The sequence below is a fragment of the Staphylococcus sp. 231237_7MaSpsaltlick genome (genome assembly GCF_043107035.1).
This window is the reverse complement of the sequence record NZ_JBICNX010000023.1, coordinates 1-14,633: the sequence shown is the minus strand read 5'-3', so window position 1 is coordinate 14,633 and position 14,633 is coordinate 1. Positions and strand designations below refer to the sequence as shown.

At 33.8% G+C, this 14,633-nt stretch carries 11 protein-coding genes; 2 read left to right on the top strand and 9 right to left on the bottom strand.

The annotated features are described in order from the left end of the window. Positions 1 to 35 precede the first annotated feature (35 nt). The 7 genes from gltX to ACF91D_RS24995 all read right to left on the bottom strand — a co-directional run bounded on the left by gltX (position 36) and on the right by ACF91D_RS24995 (position 9,285). Positions 36 to 1,490 carry a glutamate--tRNA ligase gene (gltX, locus tag ACF91D_RS25025; protein WP_039068600.1) on the bottom strand — a complete coding sequence of 485 codons (1,455 nt, stop codon included), beginning with the start codon at positions 1,488 to 1,490 and terminating at the stop codon, positions 36 to 38. Between the two features lie 433 nt (positions 1,491 to 1,923). Further along, complete coding sequence (locus ACF91D_RS25020; protein WP_039068601.1) at positions 1,924 to 2,982, bottom strand: PIN/TRAM domain-containing protein; 1,059 nt, start codon at positions 2,980 to 2,982, stop codon at positions 1,924 to 1,926. Between the two features lie 80 nt (positions 2,983 to 3,062). After that, complete coding sequence (gene radA, locus ACF91D_RS25015) at positions 3,063 to 4,433, bottom strand: DNA repair protein RadA (protein ID WP_069792830.1); 1,371 nt, start codon at positions 4,431 to 4,433, stop codon at positions 3,063 to 3,065. Positions 4,434 to 4,776: 343 nt separating this feature from the next. Beyond that, on the bottom strand, positions 4,777 to 7,239 hold the full coding sequence (locus ACF91D_RS25010) for an ATP-dependent Clp protease ATP-binding subunit (protein ID WP_039068604.1): 2,463 nt from the start codon (positions 7,237 to 7,239) through the stop codon (positions 4,777 to 4,779). A 13-nt stretch (positions 7,240 to 7,252) separates the two neighbouring features. Next, the gene (locus ACF91D_RS25005) at positions 7,253 to 8,263 is read right to left on the bottom strand and encodes a protein arginine kinase (protein WP_180948481.1); all 1,011 of its coding nucleotides are present in this window, start codon (positions 8,261 to 8,263) and stop codon (positions 7,253 to 7,255) included. Next, complete coding sequence (locus ACF91D_RS25000) at positions 8,256 to 8,807, bottom strand: UvrB/UvrC motif-containing protein (RefSeq protein WP_042363311.1); 552 nt, start codon at positions 8,805 to 8,807, stop codon at positions 8,256 to 8,258. The genes ACF91D_RS25005 and ACF91D_RS25000 overlap by 8 nt, the downstream gene beginning before the upstream one ends. A 16-nt stretch (positions 8,808 to 8,823) precedes the next feature. After that, on the bottom strand, positions 8,824 to 9,285 hold the full coding sequence (locus ACF91D_RS24995) for a CtsR family transcriptional regulator (RefSeq protein ID WP_017723054.1): 462 nt from the start codon (positions 9,283 to 9,285) through the stop codon (positions 8,824 to 8,826). A 156-nt stretch (positions 9,286 to 9,441) separates the two neighbouring features. On the opposite strand from ACF91D_RS24995, the gene ACF91D_RS24990 reads away from it, so the two are divergent. Continuing rightward, positions 9,442 to 10,656: a NupC/NupG family nucleoside CNT transporter gene (locus ACF91D_RS24990; protein ID WP_039068609.1), complete on the top strand. Its 1,215-nt coding sequence runs from the start codon at positions 9,442 to 9,444 to the stop codon at positions 10,654 to 10,656. A 408-nt stretch (positions 10,657 to 11,064) separates the two neighbouring features. Here the strand turns inward: ACF91D_RS24990 and pdxT are convergent, their stop codons facing one another. Both pdxT and pdxS read right to left on the bottom strand, forming a co-directional pair. After that, entirely contained in the window at positions 11,065 to 11,643 is a 579-nt protein-coding gene (gene pdxT / locus ACF91D_RS24985) for a pyridoxal 5'-phosphate synthase glutaminase subunit PdxT (RefSeq protein WP_039068611.1), read from the bottom strand. A 1-nt stretch (position 11,644) separates the two neighbouring features. Beyond that, the gene (pdxS, locus tag ACF91D_RS24980) at positions 11,645 to 12,532 is read right to left on the bottom strand and encodes a pyridoxal 5'-phosphate synthase lyase subunit PdxS (protein ID WP_029377948.1); all 888 of its coding nucleotides are present in this window, start codon (positions 12,530 to 12,532) and stop codon (positions 11,645 to 11,647) included. Between the two features lie 97 nt (positions 12,533 to 12,629). On the opposite strand from pdxS, the gene pdxR reads away from it, so the two are divergent. Then, a complete protein-coding gene (gene pdxR, locus ACF91D_RS24975) occupies positions 12,630 to 14,003 on the top strand; it encodes a MocR-like pyridoxine biosynthesis transcription factor PdxR (protein ID WP_039068612.1) in 1,374 nt (457 codons plus the stop codon). Positions 14,004 to 14,633: the final 630 nt, after the last annotated feature.

Below are 14,633 nucleotides of genomic sequence, written 5' to 3'. Positions count from 1 at the left end.
TATTTAACACAATCTTTACATGTCACAACTTTACTTTAAACGTATTTTTTCAAGCGAGACAATACTTTTTCTCTACCTAAAACTTCAATTGTATTCGGAAGTTCAGGGCCATGCATTTGGCCAGTCACAGCTACACGGATAGGCATAAATAATTGTTTACCTTTAATACCTGTCTCTTTTTGAACTTCTTTGATTGTTTTTTTAATTTCAGCCGCTTCAAATGGCTCAAGTGCTTCTAATTTACCGTATAAATGGTTCATAAGTTCAGGTACTTGTTCACCATTAATCACTTCTTGCTCGTCGTCACCTAAAATTTGTTCGTCGCGGAAGAATAGTTCTGATAAAGGTACAATTTCTCCAGCATAACTCATTTCTTTTTGATAAAGAGCTACAAGTTTACGTCCCCAGTCTAAATCTTCTTCTGTTGGGTTTTCAGGAATTAACTCTGCTTTAATAAGGTGTGGTAACGCTAATTCAAATACCGTTTCACTGTCTTTTTGCTTCATATATTGGTTATTAACCCAAGCTAGTTTCTGTTTATCGAAAAATGCTGGCGACTTAGATAAACGTTTTTCATCAAAAATCTTAATAAATTCTTCTGGAGAATAGATTTCATCTTCACCTTCTGGTGACCAGCCTAACAATGTAATAAAGTTAAATAATGCTTCTGGTAGATAACCTAAATCACGATATTGTTCGATAAATTGTAAAATTTGTCCATCACGTTTACTTAATTTTTTACGTTCTTCATTAACGATAAGTGACATATGAGCAAACCTAGGCGCTTCCCACCCAAATGTTTCGAAAATCATCAACTGTTTTGGTGTGTTAGAGATATGGTCATCTCCACGAATAACATCAGAAATTTCCATATAATGATCATCTATTGCTACAGCAAAATTATACGTAGGAACGCCATCTTTCTTAACGATAACCCAATCACCCATATTATTTGAATCAAATGAAATTTCGCCTTTTACCATGTCATCAAATGAGAAGGTTGTATCTTTTGGTACACGGAAACGTATAGATGGTTGACGACCTTCAGCTTCGAACTGTTGACGTTCTTCTTCTGTCAAGTGCGCGTGTTTACCACCATAACGTGGCATTTCACCACGTGCGATTTGTTGTTCACGTTCTTCTTCTAATTCATCTTCTGTCATATAACATTTATAGGCTTTATCTTCATCTAATAATTGCTGAATTAACGGGTTATAAATTTCTGCCCGTTCTGACTGACGATAAGGACCATAACCCTTATCTTTATCTACAGACTCATCCCATTCTATGCCTAACCATTTTAAGTTATCAAATTGTGATGATTCTCCATCCACTAAGTTACGTTTACTATCCGTATCTTCAATACGAATTACAAAATCTCCGTCATAATGTTTAGCAAATAAATAGTTAAATAATGCAGTTCTTGCATTACCGATATGCAAATAACCTGTTGGACTTGGCGCATATCTCACTCTTACACGATCACTCATTATGTTCACTCCCGTTTTAAATGTTTATTTTTTATTGGTTAAGTTAATATTCAGATTACACAAATTCACACAGTAAATAGGCCGAACGTGTGTTAACTCGTCTATGCGTAGTTCACCAAGAAAATAACGCTCAACTATTAATAAGTTTATGATTTATCGCTTATTAATCATACCATAGCTTATAATTTTTTAAAGTATCCTATATGAAAAGTACTTTGCATAATTTTATACAAAAGAATAAACAATTCACCTTTATAGAAATACAATTTCGCTATCTATTGTAGCACTTTAACTAGTAATATGATATCTCTGTGCTTAAATTATCCTATAGTTCTACTTATTTTTTCAAGACGTTTATTTACAAAAAATAAAGGTTTCATATGAAATTGTAACTGTAAGCGCTACAATTATATACGAAACCTTTACTTATGAATTAATTTATTTTTTTAGCAAAAATAATTCGACCCGAAGAAGTTTGTAACAAACTTATTACTTCTAAATCGATATGTTCACCAATATGTTTTTTAGCATTATCTACAACAACCATCGTACCATCGTCTAAATAACCTACTGCTTGACCAGACTCTTTACCCATTTTCGTAAGCAGTAGCTTAAAACGATCACCTTGATGTACTGAAGGTTTAATTGCTTCAGATAGGTCATTAACATTTAACGCTTGAATACCTTGAACATGGCACACTTTATTAAGATTAAAATCCGTCGTTATAATATGTGCTCTATAATGTTGTGCTAATTTAATTAACATCGCGTCTATATCACTATGAGACTTAGTTGGATGAATGATTCTTGTTGGATGATTTGTATCATATAATTCATTTAGTATATCTAAACCTCTTTGGCCTTTTTCCCGCTTCACACTGTCATTCGCATCTGCAACGACTTGAAGCTCATTAATAACACCTTGAGGAATTAATATTTCTCCATCAATAAAGCCACACTCGATAATATCTAATATACGGCCGTCGATAATAGCACTTGTATCAATAATTTTAGGCACCGCGTTACGGGCATTAATTGACATTGAACGCGCCATATTTTCTGGTAAAAATAGTAACATTTCATCACGTTTTCGCAAACCAAATTGAAAGCCGAAATAACCTAAAATGATTGTAACTATAATTGGCACAAAATGATTAATGATATTATTGCCGATAATTTGAAAAATAAAAGATATCATAACAGAAATTAATAAACCGATCATTAGTCCAATTGTAGCAAATAATATTTCTACTGCACTTTGACGCATAATTGTTTGTTCTAATTCTTTTAAAGCATATGTTGCTTTTTTAATAAACCAACCAAAGATTAAAAAGAATATAATAATCCCTAGTAGCCCATTGAAATAAGTATTTGTTAATAGGGGTAAATGATTTAGACCAGCGTCATTGACTACCTCTGGTAACAGATACACACCTATACTTGCACCCAAGATAATATAGCACAAGATAACAATGAGTCTTATCATGTTCACAGGTTAACTCACCTTCCTTAAGAAAGTAATTTAGGCCAAATATATTTTATACTTAGCCTAAATAGCTTTGTGTTTTTAAATTAATGTTTGGTTAGTGCATATTTTAATGCTTCATGGACATTTTTAACTCCTATGACCTTGATGTCATTTGGAAATTGCCATCCACCTATATTTGATTCCGGAATAATCACACGCTTAAACCCTAATTTTTCTGCTTCTTGTACACGTTGTTCTATACGTGAAACACGTCTAACTTCTCCTGTAAGCCCTACTTCTCCAATAAAACAGTCTAAACCGTCGACTGTTAAATCTTTGAAACTTGAAGCTGTCGCAACAACAATACCTAAATCTACAGCTGGTTCTGTTAAACGTACGCCTCCTGCCACTTTAATATAAGCATCTTGTTGTTGTAGTAAATAATTCTCTTTCTTTTCCAATACTGCCATCAGTAAGCTCAATCTATTATGATCGATGCCCGTCGCCATACGTCTTGGATTATTAAATGTAGTAGGTGTCACTAATGCTTGTACTTCTATAAGTAGTGGTCTTGTACCTTCCATCGTAGAAACAATGGTCGAACCAGGCACATTGGTTGATCGTTCTTCAAGGAACATTTCTGAGGGGTTTTTCACGCCTTTTAGCCCAGTTTGTTTCATTTCGAAGATGCCCATCTCGTTTGTAGAACCAAAACGGTTTTTAACTGCTCTTAAAATACGATACGCGTGATGCTCATCACCTTCAAAGTATAGGACTGTATCTACCATATGTTCCAGTAAACGCGGGCCAGCTATTTGGCCTTCTTTCGTAACATGTCCCACAATAAATGTAGCTATATTTAATTGTTTCGCTATATTCATCAAACTTTGCGTACTTTCTCTAACTTGGGACACAGAACCTGGCGCAGAACTAATTTCTGGATGAAAAATAGTTTGAATTGAGTCTACTACAAGTAAATCTGGTTTAAGTTGTTTAACTGTTTCATGTATTACTTCTAAATCTGTTTCAGCAAACACATTTAATTCGCTTGAATCTTCGTCTAATCTTTCCGCTCTTAATTTCGTTTGATTTAATGATTCTTCACCAGTAATATACAGTACATTTTTAGATTGTGATAATGCTGCACAAATTTGTAAAAGTAATGTAGACTTACCGATACCCGGATCGCCACCTATCAATACAAGTGAGCCATTTACTATACCGCCACCAAGAACTCTATTAAATTCTTCAGAATTTGTTTTTACTCGTGGCGTTGTTTCATGTTTAATATTATTTAATTTTTGTACTTTAGAAATATTGTCTCGACTGCGTACGCCATGTTTTGGACTCGCGGCCTTTTGTTCGACTATTTCTTCCATTTGGTTCCAACCACCACAATTCGGGCATTTCCCCATCCACTTTGGAGACTGGTAACCACAGGCCATACATTCAAAAATTACTTTCTTTTTAGCCAAAACAGCACCTCCATCTTTCATTGAACAAATCTATTTTAAACCTCTGTCTGTTTAAAAACAAATTTTATTCATAATCAAACAATTCAATCGAATAATATTCGTATATAGTTATTTAAAAATCTTAATAATTTAAAGATTCTAATATTTAGCTAAAAGCTATTTTTATAAAATACCACGCTTGTGTTTATAGTAACACTGATATTATATTTTGACTTTTTAAATATTACTCGTTTATAAATATAAATACTACTTTATTGTTTATACAACCCTAAAAAACAAAGCAGCACTCCCCAAATATGCACTTACATATTTGAGAAGTACTGCTTTAATTCATACTTAACTTTTAAGATTCAGTTGTTTCTTTATCTTTAGTTGTATCTTTTCTATCATGAATATCATACTTAAATTCTTTACCGTCATGATTAATTATAACTTCTTTACCTTCAACTTGATTACCTTCTAAAATTAATTCACTTAAGTTATCTTCAACTGTTTTTTGAATTGCACGGATTAATGGTCTAGCACCATATTCAGGGTCATAACCTTCTTCAGCAATTTTTTCTTTTGCCGCTTCTGTAACCTTAATATTAATATCTTGTTCAGAAAGGCGTTCTGTAAGTTTATCCACCATCATAGTTACAATTTCTTTCAATTCTTCTTTAGAAAGTTTGTGGAATACGATAATATCATCAACACGGTTTAAGAATTCTGGACGGAATGCGTTCTTCAATTCTTTCATCATTGTCTTACGGATTGTTTCGTAATCTTGGCCTTCAGACGCGCCTCCAAAACCAGCAAAACGTTGGTCTTGTAATTCTTGCGCGCCTACGTTAGATGTCATAATAATAACTGTATTACGGAAATCTACGCGGCGACCTTTTGTATCTGTTAAGTGACCATCATCTAATACTTGTAACAGAATATTGAACACATCAGGGTGTGCTTTTTCAATTTCATCAAATAAGATTACTGAGTAAGGTTTACGTCTTACTTTTTCAGTCAATTGGCCACCATCGTCATGACCTACATAACCTGGAGGGGCACCAACTAAACGACTGACAGCATGTTTTTCCATAAACTCACTCATATCAACTCGGATCATTGCATCATCTTCACCGAACATAGACTCAGCTAATGCACGTGCTAATTCAGTTTTACCTACACCTGTTGGTCCTAAGAAGATAAAGCTACCGATAGGACGTTTAGGATCTTTCAATCCAGCTCTAGCACGTCTAACTGCTTTACTAATAGATGTAACGGCATCTTTTTGACCAATCACTCTATTGTGAAGTGTGTCTTCTAAGTTAAGCAGACGGTCTGATTCTGTTTCATTAATTTTTGTTAATGGGATTCCTGTCCAACCAGCGATGACTTCACCAATATCTTCTTCTGATAGAGATGTGTTATCACCATTTTGAGAATTTTTCCAGTTGTTATTTGCTTCTTCATATTGTTTTTCTAATTTTGTTTGTTTATCGCGCAAGTTTGCTGCATTTTCAAACTCTTGAGCATGAACAGCTGCATCTTTTTCATTCTTAACTTGTTCTATTTGTTGTTCAATTTCTTTTAAGTTTGGTGGTGTTGTATGACTCTTAAGTCTTACTTTAGAACTTGCTTCATCAATTAAATCTATCGCTTTGTCTGGTAAGAAACGATCTGAAATATAACGGTGACTTAATTTAGCAGCTGATTCTAAAGCTTGATCTGAAATGTTAATACGATGATGCGCTTCATAACGGTCACGTAATCCTTTTAAAATTTCAATTGTATCTTCGACAGTTGGTTCACCAACTTGAACAGGTTGGAAACGACGTTCAAGCGCTGCATCTTTTTCAATGTTTTTACGGTATTCATCTAAAGTAGTTGCACCGATACATTGTAATTCGCCACGAGCTAATGCTGGTTTCAGAATATTAGATGCATCTATAGCACCTTCTGCACCACCTGCACCTACTAATGTGTGTAATTCATCAATGAATAATACTACATTACCTGCTTGATGGATTTCTTCCATTACTTTTTTCAAACGTTCTTCAAACTCGCCACGATATTTTGTTCCAGCAACAACTGTCCCCATATCTAGTGACATTACGCGCTTACCTTTAAGCGTTTCAGGTACTTCGTTATTAACAATGGCTTGAGCTAAGCCTTCAGCAATCGCAGTTTTACCAACACCCGGTTCACCAATTAATACAGGGTTGTTCTTAGTACGACGACTTAAAACTTCAATGACTCTTGTAATTTCTTTTTCTCTACCAATGACAGGGTCTAAAGTGCCATCTTTTGCGATAACTGTTAAGTCACGAGCAAGACTGTCTAGTGTTGGTGTATTATTAGATTTATTAGCTTGAGCATTTTTATTACTTGTTTCTGGACTGCCTAAAGCTTTAACAACTTGTGCGCGCGCTTTCGTGATATTTAAATCTAAGTTTGCAAACACACGAGCTGCCACTCCTTCATTTTCTCTGATTAATCCAAGTAAGATATGCTCTGTTCCTACGAAATTATGGTGTAATTTTCTAGCTTCATCCATTGATAATTCAATTACTTTTTTCGCACGAGGTGTATAGTGTAATGCGCCCATTTGTTCTTGACCATGGCCGATTAATTTTTCTACTTCTTCAACTACTTTTTCTTCAGTAATATCAAATGTTTCTAAAACTTTAGCAGCAATACCTTCCGGCTCTTTCATTAAACCTAAAAGTAAATGTTCAGTTCCAATATTTGAATGATTTAAGCGTATTGCTTCTTCTTGAGCATGTGCCAGTACGCGTTGAGCACGTTCTGTTAGTCTACCAAATAGCATATAGTATGACCTCCTAATTTATATGTTCTCTTAATATATCTGCTCTTTTTTCATTAACTGCTCTATCATCTTCTTCGTCTAATAAGAATGGCGATTGTATTGCAACCATTAACTCGTTAAACTTGAAGTCTTCTAATTCAATATAGCCTAAATCTAAACCAAGTTTCACTTCACTTAATCTTAGCGAAGCTTCCTCCATAGATATTAGTCTACTATATTTTAATATTCCTAACGAACGATATACTCTGTCTAATGTTTCAATATGATTATGTCGGTTTAATCGTTCGCGAATTTGCATTTCTTCATTAATAATTTGTTGCACTACCTCTGATAAACTTTCAATGATTTCTTCTTCTGTTTTACCTAAAGTAAGTTGATTTGAAATTTGGTATATATGACCATAAACTTGGGATCCTTCTCCATAAATACCTCTAATTGTAAAACCGAAACGATTAATTGTTTGAGCAATACGATTCATACGTTTCATTATTGTCAAACCAGGCAAATGCAACATCACACTAGCACGCATGCCTGTTCCAATATTAGTAGGGCATGTTGTTAAATAACCTAAAGTTTCATCAAAACTTACATCTAATTCACTATCAAGTTGATCATCAATTTTAGAAGCTTTTTCATATAAAGATGATAGTGATAAATCGTTACCCATGGCTTGAATACGAATATGATCTTCTTCATTAATCATAATGCTTAAAGATTCATCTTCATTGAGTAATACGGCAGAAGCAGGTTGTCTTATTAATTCTGGACTTATAAGATGTTTCGCGACAAGCTTGTATTTACTTTGTTGATCCATTGAATCTAAGCGCTGTACAGACAAGTCAGGAAGCGCATCTTGTACATCATTAATTATTCGAAAACCATCTTGTTCAGATAAAAACATTAATGGGTGCACATGATTTTCTAAATTTCTTGCCAATCGTATTCGCGAAGACATGACGATTGGGCTTTCTTCTCTATCACGCATCCATTCACTCATGTATGCACTAATATCATTTTTACTCATCATGCTTCACCTCGCCATCTTCTTTCAATGCTTTAATTTCATCACGAACAACGGCGGCTTCTTCAAAGTTCTGTTCTTCTATCAATTGTTTTAAATAGGAACTTTTTTCTTCTATTTGTTTTTTTAATGCTAACTTTCTATGTGAAGAATGTGGTGTTTTTCCTACATGTTCAATTTGACCACCTTGTACGCGTCGTACAATATCAACGATGTCGTCTTTGAATGTCGCATAGCAATCTGAACAACCAAATTTACCAACATGTGCGATATCTTTTAATGTCATATGACAAGTAGGACATCGTTTTTCTTCTTTAAAAGCAATTTCGTCAAAATCGATACCGTGCTTAGCAGCTAAGTGCTGTAAGATTTGCTTTACTACAAATGCGCCTTCAATATCATCTTGGGATTGTATTTGTTGATTTTGAGTCCACGGATTGCCACCTTGTGCACATGTAGAACAAACCCATTTTTCATTTATACCATCTTGACCTTTCACTGCCAATTTCACTTCTGCTTCATTCAAATGACAATTCTCGCATAGCACGACGAAACACCTCACTTTAATAATAATTTATAACATGCAATAACCGTTTTATAATATTTGCTCGAATGATATCTCTGGATAATACATCCATTTTTAATGTCTCTCTGTCTATAACGGCATGTATCATTTTTGCTTCACGTTCATTAATGTAATTTTTATCCAATAAGCCATCTACAATGTAATATGCTTGCTGTTGTGAAATAGATGGACCAACTAATTGAAGTAAATGATTAATGTAACCTGTCTCATCTCTGTTTTCAATTTTGGTGATTCGAATATATCCGCCACCACCTCTTTTACTCTCAATCTCATAGCCGTGCTCATTTGTAAAGCGTGTTTTGATTACATAATTAAGCTGGGAAGGCACACAGTCAAAGCGCTGTGCAATATTGGCACGTTGAATTTCTACAACGTCTTCATTGGTGTCTTCAAATAACTTTTTAATGTATTGTTCTATGATGTCAGACATGTTGTGCATGATTATCACCTCTTTTGACCTTCTTTGACTATATTATATGACCAACTTTGACCTTTTTCAACCAATATGTTTTAAAAATTTTTAATTAAAGATGTAAGTGCTATCTAATTTATTGTATTATAGAAGTTAAGAAAAATTAAAAGGGATGAATGACTTATGCATATTATTATTGGTTTAATTGGGATAGCAGTGTTTCTTGCATTGGCGTTTCTATTTAGCTCAGATAGAAAAAATATTCGTTGGCAATATGTCGGTTTATTACTTGTAATACAATTAGTATTCGCATTTATTTTACTCAAAACAAAATTTGGGATTACAGTTATTGGTGGCATATCAGACGGATTTAATTATTTATTAGCAAAAGCAGCAGAAGGTGTGAACTTTGTGTTTGGTGGATTTGAATTTGTAGATCCAGATAACCCGCCTTTCTTCTTTAATGTATTATTACCAATCGTGTTCATTTCAGCTTTGATTGGTATTTTACAATATACAAGAATCCTACCTTGGATTATTAATGTTTTAGGTTTAGCCATTTCGAAAATTAATGGTATGGGCCGTTTAGAATCATATAACGCTGTTGCAGCAGCAATTTTAGGACAATCTGAAGTATTTATTTCATTGAAAAAGGAATTAGCACATATTCCTAAACAACGTCTATATACTTTAACAGCTTCTGCAATGTCTACTGTATCAGCTTCAATTATCGGGGCTTATTTTACATTAATTGAACCACGTTTTGTAGTTACAGCCGTTGTACTAAATCTTTTTGGCGGTTTCATTATTGCTTCTATCATCAATCCTTATAAAGTTGATGCTAAAGAAGATAAACTTATCGTTGAAGAGAGTGAATCAGGAAAACAATCATTTTTCGAAATGTTAGGTGAATATATCCTAGATGGTTTTAAAGTCGCAGTCATCGTAGGAGCAATGTTAATTGGTTATATTGCCATCATCGCCTTACTTAATGGTGTTGTTAGTGCAATCTTTACTGGTTTATCTGGTGGCAGTATCACTTGGGACTTCCAAACACTAATTGGCTTTATCTTTGCACCGTTTGCATTCTTAATTGGTGTACCTTGGGACGATGCAGTACAAGCTGGATCCATTATGGCTACTAAATTACTATCAAATGAATTTGTTGCAATGCAAAGTTTAAGCGAAATTAAAAATATGAGCGCGCATGCTAAAGGCGTTATTTCAGTATTTGTAGTATCATTTGCAAACTTTAGCTCTATCGGAATTATTTCTGGGGCAATTAAATCACTTAATAATGAAAAAGGTGATATCGTAGCACGTTTTGGACTAAAATTATTATTCGGTGCCACACTTGTTTCATTCATTTCAGCAGCTATTGCCGGATTCTTTATTTAAAATGTAACTTAGACATAGTTATTGATAAATATTAAATTGCTTGTTCGTTTGGTTTAAGAATTATTTAAATAAACTCAACTACTTTTGTTACAAAAATAAAATCTTGCTACATAACGCAAACAAACTATAAAAAGCACACTTCTTTTCAAATGGAAGTGTGCTTTTTAGATACTTAGTAAATCATCTCTTAATCTGTCCATAATTACTATTCAAACAACATAAATCAATAATTTAAACTCTTCTCTATACAAATCATTAAAATTTTAATACCTAATCACTAAGGCAAAATTTATTTAAACTAAAATGAGACACTTCATCTTATAAAATAATTGCTCATCATTTTATAACGAAGTGTCTTATTAATTAAATTCTTATACGATAATATATATTTTAGTGAAGTTTTATCTATTATACATTTTCTGTCATCAAAGTAGGTTTTACGATTTCTTCTATAAAATACTGTGTCACTCTATAGTCATCGGTTAATTCTGGATGGAAGGATACTCCTAAATACTGACCTTCTTGAACCGCTACAATTTTTTCACCCACTGTACTTAATACTGACACCTCACCATGTGTCGCTTCAATATGTGGCGCTCTAATAAAAACACCTTCAATATCTTCTGCGATACCTTGTACATTTAATTCACTTTCAAAACTATCCACTTGTCTACCAAATGAATTTCTTTGAACAGTGATGTCTAATTTATCTAAATAGCCTTCTTCACCAACAATATGCTTAGCCATAACTATTAATCCAGCACACGTTCCAAACATAGGTAATGTAGATTGTTGTAGTGCTTCTTTAAAGCCATATAAATTCATTAATCGACGTAATGTAGTAGATTCACCACCAGGTAAAATAAGACCATCAATGTCATCTAATTGTTCTGTACGCTTAATTGCAATACCTTCATGACCGCTAAGTTCAATATGACGTATATGTTCCCTTACTGCACCTTGAAGTGCTAGTACACCAATTTTCATACTACCATCCACGCTCTTGCATACGTTCTTCTAAAGTTAATTCATTGATGTCTAAACCTTTCATAGCTGTACCTAAGTCTTTAGCTAAACGTCCGATTAATTCATAATCTTGGTAGTGAGTTGTAGCTTGCACAATAGCTTTAGCGAATTTTTCTGGATCTTCTGATTTAAATATACCAGAACCAACGAATACACCATCTGCACCTAATTCCATCATTAGTGCTGCGTCTTGAGGCGTAGCCACACCGCCAGCAGCAAAGTTAACAACAGGTAATTTACCATTTTCTTTAATATTTTTTAGTACTTCAAATGGTGCTCCAATATTTTTAGCTTCAGTCATGATTTCATCATCATTCATCACTGTTAATCTTTTTACTTCTGCATTAACTTGACGCATGTGTCTAACAGCTTCTACAATGTTTCCTGTACCCGGCTCACCTTTTGTACGTAACATCGCCGCGCCTTCACCAATACGTCTTGCAGCTTCACCTAAGTTACGGCATCCACATACAAATGGCACTGTAAACGTGTCTTTTAATAGATGATACTCTTCATCTGCAGGCGTTAATACTTCTGATTCATCAATGTAGTCTACACCCATTGATTCAAGTACACGAGCTTCAGTAATATGGCCAATACGTCCTTTTGCCATTACAGGAATTGAAACAGCGTTCATAACTTCTTCTACAATTTTAGGATTAGCCATACGTGCAACACCACCAGCAGCCCTAATATCAGAAGGTACACGTTCTAATGCCATTACTGCAACTGCTCCTGCTTCCTCTGCTATTTTAGCTTGTTCAGCATTGACAACGTCCATAATTACGCCGCCTTTTTGCATTTCTGCCATTCCTCTTTTAACTCTCTCTGATCCAGTTACTTTAGACATTTGTTTTTCCCCTTTACTTAGTTGATTAAATTCATTTTAAGAGATAAACTGGTATTTAAAAAGGTTCAATTTCAATTTAATTTTGGGGGTCAGTTTTATGTCAAAATCACATCTTTATATCGATTTATATAAAAATTTAAAAACTCAAATCATTGAAGGTCAATATAAATCAGGAGATAAATTTCCTTCTAAACGCGCATTAGGGCAACACCTTTCAGTTAGTAATACAACAATTGAACATGCCTATCAATTTCTACTCGATGAAGGTTATATATACTCTAAACCACGTTCAGGTTATTTCGTTTCAGATATTGAAACATTACCTATAATCAATAGAAAAACACAATTCAATACAGATGAATATTTATCATCCCAAAATAATAATCATGATGCTTATTACAAATATGCATTCAATTTATCAGAAATTGATACTGATTACTTTCCAATTCAACAGTTTAGAAAATATGCCCGAGATGCTTTTGAAATAAATCAATTGCAGTTACTACAACATGCAAATCCCAAAGGTGAGTGGTCATTAAGACAAGAAATTGCTCACTATTTATTCAACAGCCGTGGTGTATCATGTCACCCTGAACAAATTATTATAGGATCATCAACTGAACAATTAATTAACCTGCTAACAGACATTTTAAATAAAGCACAATTCTTTATTGAAAATCCAAGTTATCCTCCAATTAAGCAAGTATTAGAAAAAAGACAAATACCTTATATGCAAGTCCCAGTAAATCAAACTGGTCTTGAGCTTAATTATTTAAAGACCGCAAATCACAATATTGCGTATGTAACACCCTCACATCAATTTCCTACTGGTTATGTAATGAATTTAAAAAAGCGTACCCAGCTTATTACATGGGCACACGAATGTGATAATAGATATATTATTGAAGATGATTATGATTCTGAGTTTCGCTATTTTGGCAAACCGATCCCTGCGTTACAAAGTTTAGATACTAAGGATAAAGTAATTTATATTAGTACATTCTCTAAATCACTATTTCCTAGTTGCAGAATTGCCTATCTTGTTTTGCCCAAAAAGTTACTTAGTCAGTATAATAATTTGGCACATAAAGAAGGTAATACAGTACCAGCACACTTACAAAAAATTGTGGCAAGTTTCATGGAATCAGGGAGCTTTGAAAGACACTTAAACAAAATGAGAAAATTATATAGACGCAAATTAAAATTTATTATTGAAGCACTCAAGCCTTATGAAGATCAATTAGAAATTGAAGGTGCCTTAGCTGGTATGCATTTTAATTTAACAGTGAAAAATGGTCTTTCTATAAAAGAATGTCTAAAAAATGCAGAAATGAATAAATTAAAAATAACACCATTTAATCAATACGATGCTACACAACAATCTGTAAAATTTATATTAGGATTTGGTGGCATCCCCTTTTCAGAACTTGAAGCACATACAAATGCATTAATTGATAGTTTATGCGTTTAAAGCACCGCTAATGACCCATAACTCAATAAATTGAGTTATGGGATTTATGCATGAGCTTTTGCTCATGTATTCCTTATAAATCCATAAATGCAGATAAATATAATTTTGATCCATTAATATTAGTAACTACTTTTTGATAAGGGCGATCCGTATTAAAACGTCATTTTAATAAATGATTCGCTTATTTTAAATTCATATTTATAATGCTTACCCTTAAAAATGCACCCCATAAGTTAAATTTTTAGTCCAACTTTTGGGGTGCACATCATAATTGGCTGGCAACGTCCTACTCTTGCGGAACGTAAGTCTGCTACCTTCGGCGCTAAAGACCTTTCTTGTCGTGAGACAAGCGCTCGCATCTTTTCTCACTTGCACGCTTTCCTCACTCACTTACCACTCGTAAGCTCGTTTCGTCATTCGTTTAGTTCGTCAGCTTCTAAAGTCCCACTTTTACATTCTAACTTCTAATTTATTTAGATAAAACTTGTTGCTCTCTTATCAGATTATATTTCATTGTATTAGTGGGACTTATGCATGAGCTTCTGCTCATGTATTCCGTTGCGACTGACAATTGTTTTACGTTGCAGTTAAGCTCTTCGTGCATAAAAAAAAGACCCTATTGGGTCTTTG

Bases quoted from the DNA above. Each gene is read 5' to 3' on its own strand.
- gltX (WP_039068600.1), bottom strand. From the start codon at position 1,490: ATGAGTGATCGTGTAAGAGTGAGATATGCGCCAAGTCCAACAGGTTAT.
- ACF91D_RS25010 (WP_039068604.1), bottom strand. From the start codon at position 7,239: ATGCTATTTGGTAGACTAACAGAACGTGCTCAACGCGTACTGGCACAT.
- ACF91D_RS25005 (WP_180948481.1), bottom strand. From the start codon at position 8,263: ATGAGTAAAAATGATATTAGTGCATACATGAGTGAATGGATGCGTGAT.
- ACF91D_RS24995 (WP_017723054.1), bottom strand. From the start codon at position 9,285: ATGCACAACATGTCTGACATCATAGAACAATACATTAAAAAGTTATTT.
- ACF91D_RS24990 (WP_039068609.1), top strand. From the start codon at position 9,442: ATGCATATTATTATTGGTTTAATTGGGATAGCAGTGTTTCTTGCATTG.
- pdxT (WP_039068611.1), bottom strand. From the start codon at position 11,643: ATGAAAATTGGTGTACTAGCACTTCAAGGTGCAGTAAGGGAACATATA.
- pdxS (WP_029377948.1), bottom strand. From the start codon at position 12,532: ATGTCTAAAGTAACTGGATCAGAGAGAGTTAAAAGAGGAATGGCAGAA.
- pdxR (WP_039068612.1), top strand. From the start codon at position 12,630: ATGTCAAAATCACATCTTTATATCGATTTATATAAAAATTTAAAAACT.